The organism is Microbacterium sp. NPDC064942, assembly GCF_049545525.1.
Lineage (GTDB): Bacteria > Actinomycetota > Actinomycetes > Actinomycetales > Microbacteriaceae > Microbacterium > Microbacterium gawkjiense.
The window spans coordinates 1-5,521 of the sequence record NZ_JBMWDR010000016.1; the positions used below are offsets into that span (position 1 = coordinate 1).

General features: G+C 64.4%; 7 protein-coding genes. 2 read left to right on the plus strand and 5 right to left on the minus strand.

What is annotated here, in order from left to right; all coding sequences use genetic code 11:
• The 5 genes from ACPEH2_RS15645 to ACPEH2_RS15665 all read right to left on the minus strand — a co-directional run.
• A partial coding sequence (locus tag ACPEH2_RS15645) for a zeta toxin family protein (protein ID WP_359921422.1) occupies positions 1 to 856 on the minus strand: 856 nt, incomplete at its 3' end.
• Positions 857 to 886: 30 nt separating this feature from the next.
• On the minus strand, positions 887 to 1,558 hold the full coding sequence (locus tag ACPEH2_RS15650; protein ID WP_359921419.1) for a DUF2188 domain-containing protein: 672 nt from the start codon (positions 1,556 to 1,558) through the stop codon (positions 887 to 889).
• A gap of 47 nt (positions 1,559 to 1,605) precedes the next feature.
• Positions 1,606 to 2,325, minus strand: coding sequence for a recombinase family protein (locus tag ACPEH2_RS15655; RefSeq protein ID WP_359921416.1), 720 nt, complete (start codon positions 2,323 to 2,325; stop codon positions 1,606 to 1,608).
• 32 nt (positions 2,326 to 2,357) lie between these two features.
• A complete protein-coding gene (locus tag ACPEH2_RS15660) occupies positions 2,358 to 3,344 on the minus strand; it encodes an arsenic resistance protein (protein WP_359921414.1) in 987 nt (328 codons plus the stop codon).
• Positions 3,341 to 3,784 carry a MerR family transcriptional regulator gene (locus ACPEH2_RS15665; protein ID WP_359921412.1) on the minus strand — a complete coding sequence of 148 codons (444 nt, stop codon included), beginning with the start codon at positions 3,782 to 3,784 and terminating at the stop codon, positions 3,341 to 3,343. The genes ACPEH2_RS15660 and ACPEH2_RS15665 overlap by 4 nt, the downstream gene beginning before the upstream one ends.
• A gap of 136 nt (positions 3,785 to 3,920) precedes the next feature.
• Between ACPEH2_RS15665 and ACPEH2_RS15670 the strand changes: the two genes are divergently transcribed.
• Both ACPEH2_RS15670 and ACPEH2_RS15675 read left to right on the plus strand, forming a co-directional pair.
• On the plus strand, positions 3,921 to 4,580 hold the full coding sequence (locus ACPEH2_RS15670) for a hypothetical protein (RefSeq protein WP_359921410.1): 660 nt from the start codon (positions 3,921 to 3,923) through the stop codon (positions 4,578 to 4,580).
• A gap of 149 nt (positions 4,581 to 4,729) precedes the next feature.
• Positions 4,730 to 5,254, plus strand: coding sequence for a hypothetical protein (locus ACPEH2_RS15675; RefSeq protein ID WP_359921407.1), 525 nt, complete (start codon positions 4,730 to 4,732; stop codon positions 5,252 to 5,254).
• Positions 5,255 to 5,521: the final 267 nt, after the last annotated feature.

A 5,521-nucleotide genomic window follows, 5' to 3' on the forward strand; every position in this document is an offset into this window, starting at 1 on the left:
AAGGCATCCGCCTCACTGCGAACCTCTTCCGCAACGAACTCCCCACTTCCTGCTGCGCCTGACAACAGACAGCCACCCACATCGACCCGCCGCCACGACGGGGCCACTTCAAACCGTCACCCCGGGGCCAAATCAGGTTGACAAAGTCAGGGCCGTCGAACACGTCTCGCGCGTACTCGCTGGGAACCCATCGCCCGCCCAACGAATCGCCTCCGTCCAAGGCTGCTGTGTACGCGTACTCCCACCGCGCGCGGATCCGCTCTTCCGAGAGCTCATAGGGCACCTCGACGTCGATCACGCGAACGTCGTAGCCGGCCGCGTGGAGGCGCTGCCCGAGCGCGAGCGCGTCGGACTCGTTGCTGAGGACGGTGTCGATGACGATGTCGCCCGCGGCGATCGCATCAGTGCGCAAGCTCTTGGCGAGGTGGGATGACTCCTCGTGTACGAGGGATGCCAGCTCGAGCGGATAGAACCTCTCCCTCTCCGCCTCGCGTTCCCGGATGGCATCAGGTACGAGCCACTGGTCGTAGCTCCCATCCGCCTGCGCCTCACTCAGAAGCGATCGTTTGAACTCGTCCGCGTCGATCACGAGGTACTTTCCGCGGTGCTCTCCGAGCACGTGCTCGAGGACGGTGCTCTTGCGCTCGCCCGGAGGCCCGGCGAGCACGATCGCGCGGCGCTGCTGCTCGACGTCGGGAGCGGCGTCGCGAGTCTCCTGGAGCAATCGCGTGTGCAGCCGCAGGCGCGAGGGAGTCGGTTCGCCGTCGATCCACCACGCGGGGTTGTTCGTCGTTGCCGTGGGGGCGTTCGGCGCGAGTGCCTGCCCAGGCTTAGACAGCTCGCGCACCGTCTCCATGTGGCGAGTAACTGCGTCAGAAGCCACGCGCTATGGCCTCCGTGCGCGGCGGGTATCGCCGGCCTTCAAGATGCGACCAGTAGTCGCATCCTTCCCGTGCACACTGGACACGTTGTTCGTCCCGCCCATGCTGGCCGTGAGGCCGTTCCTTCCGTGCACGGAAAGCTCTCCCCCGCCGTTCTTGCCGGCTACCTCCCGGCCTCGTTGGACGGCAGCGGCCTGGGTTACGTGACTCGACGCAACATCAGGCTCGATGCCGTGCCGGCGGTTGAACACCTCTTCGTAGACGTCGTCCTCGATGAGTCCGCGGCGTGCGGCGTCACTGACCTCCGACCACGTGCCGGCGGGGTCGACGATCAACGAGTCGTACCCGTCCGTCTGCCCGCCCTTCACGTAGGGGAACCGAGTGAGCTCGTCGACGAGCTTTGCGCGGTCGATGAAGCCGGCGGCGTAGCGCTGGCAAATCTCGTAGGGAGTGGCACCGGAGAATCCGTCGAGCGGCATCGTCACCTTCGATGCGGTGCGGAGCGCGCTGAGCACGGACGGCTGCGCGATCCCGAGCCACCTGGCGATGTCGCGCTGGCTGTATCCGCACTGCTCGAGGCGTCGCAGTTCGCGTCGGTAGTCCAGCTCGTCGATTTCCTTCCGGCGGCGTGCGAGAACTGCCGCGCGCGCCTCGGCGGGAATCTCTGCGGTCGTCATGGCGACCACCTCCTATAGAACATTCTATCAGGGGGTGATAGGTAGCGCTATCGGTGAAGAGCTCGTCGCACGCTGGTGGCTCCGACTCCGAGAACGCGGGCGATACTCGCCCAACTCTGCTGCTCTGCACGCATGCGCTCGGCGGTCGCGATCCGTTCGGGCGTCATGACGCTCGGGCGGCCGCCGACGCGGCCCTGGCTGCGGGCGTAGTCGAGGCCGCGTGTCGTGTTGTCTCGGATCGTGTCGACGCGGAGCTGCGCGAAGACGGCGACGATTCCGTAGAGGGCGCGGCCCATAGGCGTGGTGGTGTCGATCATGGGCTCGGTAAGGCTGACGATGTTCACCTGGCGTGCGTCGAGGTCCTGCAGCGTCTCGATCAGGATGCGCTCACTGCCGGCGAGCCGGTCAAGCCGACGCACTTTGAGGGTGTCCCCCGGCCGGAGGTAGTCGAGACAGGCGAGCCACTGTGGGCGATCCGCGACGCGGCTGGACTCGCCGTGATCGACGAACACTCGTTCACAGCCGGCGGCGCGCAGCTCGGCCGCCTGAGCGTCAGGGTTCTGCTCGCGCTTGGAGACTCGGGCGTAGCCGACTTCGTGTGCCATACCGAAAACGGTACTGCCGGGGTTTCGGCGCGATTCGGTTTCGGCAGGGGGTTTCGGCAGATCAATCACCGGCGTGTCGCGCTCCTGCTCGTCGACGTCGTCGTCCCTGCCGAAAACGATCAGTTTCGAGCGATTGCGGAAACCTACAAGAGCGGCCCCCAATGTGGACGGCAGCTCTCACCGGAAAAGCTGGGCTAGGCGGCGGGCACCTGGGCCCTTTGGCGAGCTATGCGCGGCACGAGACGGACGAGCACCACCATGGCGACGAGTTCGACGAGCGTCTGAGTGACGACGGCGAGGGGCGCGATGCTCAGCGAGTGAGGCAGGGCGAGCGCGAGCGGCAGGACGACGAGCGAGTTCCGGGTGGCGGCCGAGAACATCACTGCCCGCGTCGAGGGCACATCGAGTCGAGCTGCACGGCCCGCGAGCAGTCCGATCGCGACGGCCAACACGACGAACACGACGTAGACCGGGACGACTCGCAGGAGCGTGAGCGCCTGCGCGCCCACGGCGGCGATCTGTGACCCAACGACAACCGCGAGGGTTGCCATCATCAGGGGGACCATCGCCACCGCCATCACCCGTTCGATCGCGTGCCCGACGGGGTGTCGTCGAGCGATCGCCTGCACGACCGCCGCGGCCGCAAGCGGGAGCACAATCAGCAGTAGGAATGCTTCGACGAAAGGTCCAACGTCGATCACCGAGAGCACGTCACCCCCGGCGAACAAGAACAGGAACACCGGCAGGAGAACGATCTGCACGAGCATCAGCAGCGGCGCGGCCGCTAGCAAGCGGGCGCGAGCTCCGCCCGCCAATCCGGTGAACACGATCACGTAGTCGATGCACGGCGTGAGGAGAACGAACAACACCCCCAGCAGCAGCCCCCGGTCATCCGCGACGAACCGAGACAACCCCCATGCGATAGCAGGAATGACGACGAAGTTGGCGACCAGGACCGTTCCGAGGAAGCGGATATCGCGCAGCGCCCGCCCGACCTCGATGAGCGGCACACCCAGGAAGGTCGCGAACAGAAGCACCATCAGCACCGGCTTGATCGAATGCTCCAAGACGGGCGCGAGCTGCGGCGCAGCCAACCCCAGGAGCGCCCCGCCCCCGATAGCTACGACGTAGAGCAAAATCTGGCGGCGGTCCCACCATTCGACGACTGCGGCGAGCTTCATCGGGCGCCGCCGATCGATCCCGACTCCGACACGCACGACGCACCCGATCGCGAGAGCACACATTGAGTCCGGCAGCGATCGCCACTGTCGGGACAAGCCGTCACCCGATCCGTTGCCTCCACCAACCGCTCTCGAAGCTTCATCAACACCGCCAGCCGCTCGTCGACGTCACGTAGGCGCTCATCCAGCTTCGGCCTCAAAGTCTCGCGAACCTGCGTGCAGCTCTCCGCCTCCACCACGTCGAGCAACTCGACAATCTCAGGTAGCGACAGGTCGAGTTGCTTCGCCCCATGCAGGAAGGACAGCCGGTCGACGGCGCTCTCGTCATAGTCGCGGTATCCGTTCGCCGCGCGCGCCGCCACGATCAGCCCCACCGACTCGTAAAACCGAAGGGCGGTCGCCGGCACGCCGGAGCGACGGGACAGCTCAGAGATACGCACGCGCCCGACACTAAACCTTCGAGCTGAGTCGAAGGTCAAGCCGGGACCGAAACTGTGCCCCGAAACTAACTGGCCCGAAAGGTGGTTATGAGACGGCCCTATGTTTTGGGAGGTCGATTCCAGGAGCACCGACCCCGTGCCGGAATCGATCGTTTTCGGCGTGACGGGCTCGTCATCCCAATGCTTTTCTTTTCGGTCCACGGACCTGTATGTTCTGGGCACTGGAAACCTGGGGGGTACTCGTGTCGAAGCGGCGATCGCGGATCAAACGAGCGGCTCTGGCCGCAGCTGTTGCAGGACTTTCGGTATTCGCGAGCGGCACACCGGCTGGAGCTGGATCGCTCCCGGCAATGAGTACACGACGTCGATCCCGAACGCGGTGCAGAAGATCATGTACCCCTCGGGCATGAGCAACCCCATGGTGTTGTGGAAGACCACGGTGAACTCGAACTCCAACATGGACTTTTACCAGTACTACAGCTCAAGTTCGACCGAACCCGTTGCGAAGACAACCAGCCATCGCAAGAACGCGAACGGCAACAACTACGCAATGCCAGTCAGCGAGAAGGACACTTACAACTGGGTTTACGCCGAAGTTCGGTTGAACGACTATCACATGGACGGGCTCACGAACACGAAACGTGAAGCGGTCATCGTGCACGAGATGCTGCCTGGCTACGGACTACGCGATCTGTACAACAACGCCAATCAAGCATCCATCATGTTCGGCTCAATTTCGGGCACAGCGACACGTCTCACCTCGGATGCGAACAGCATGCTGAACGCGAAGTACTGACGAGGGTGTTGGTGATGAGAAAACTCGGTCCCGCAACCCTCTTGGTCGCCACCCTCATGCTGGCCTCCTGCTCTGCCGCGCCGGAGACCGCCCCGGAACCCCCAGCACAGAGTGAGGCGCAGCCGCGGCAGCAGCTTGACACTTCGATCGTGTCCGAGCCGGACGTGGTGGTTTCCGCGATGTGGGCGTTCGACGTCACCAATATCGAGGAGATCCGCAAGCACGCCGACCTGATCGTGACGGCCGAGGTGACGAAGATCGCCGACCGCGCCTCGTTCACGGTCCCCGGCAGTGGGATGCCATATACGAAGGTCGGCCTCCGCGTCACTGACGTCCTCAAAGGGCCCGCAATCGAGTCGGACTTCACTGCCCTGTATCCAGGCGGCACCGTGACATTGCAGCAGGTCCTCGACGACTCTCCGGAGGAGAGCGCCGAGAAGAGCGGACTCACAGATCTCAGCACCGATGAGCTTCGTGAGCAGACGCAGACGTACGCCTACGACGAGCAGACCAAACTCGTTCCCGGTTCAACATACGTCCTCGCCCTCGGTCAAAATGAGGACGGAACCTACACCATCGGCCCCGCAGGATTCGCTGTCTTCCTCGTCCAGGGCGACACGATCGTCAACGACGTCACGGGAGACAAATACGCCCCAGCGGACTTGCGAGAGTAGCCCTCCTCAGCCCGCCCACCAGGCCACCGAAAACGCCCGCCGAAACCAGGTTCTGATTCACCTTTTCGGCGGGCGTTCTCGCGCGTCCGCGACCACTCCGCCGAAAACGATCGTTTCCGGCACGGCCGGGTGCGCGCCACCTGCACTGCGGAGGTCAAGTCCCTTGCCACATTGGGCTGACCCCGTTTCGTAGGTCCGGTGGTTCTGAGAGTGGTCCTGTCGCCCGGAGTCGCGGGCAGGGAGACTGGTCAGATCATGTCGAACAGC

Excerpts from the sequence above, each read along its gene's own strand:
- ACPEH2_RS15650 (WP_359921419.1), bottom strand. The coding sequence starts at position 1,558 with ATGACGACCGCAGAGATTCCCGCCGAGGCGCGCGCGGCAGTTCTCGCA.
- ACPEH2_RS15660 (WP_359921414.1), bottom strand. The coding sequence starts at position 3,344 with ATGAAGCTCGCCGCAGTCGTCGAATGGTGGGACCGCCGCCAGATTTTG.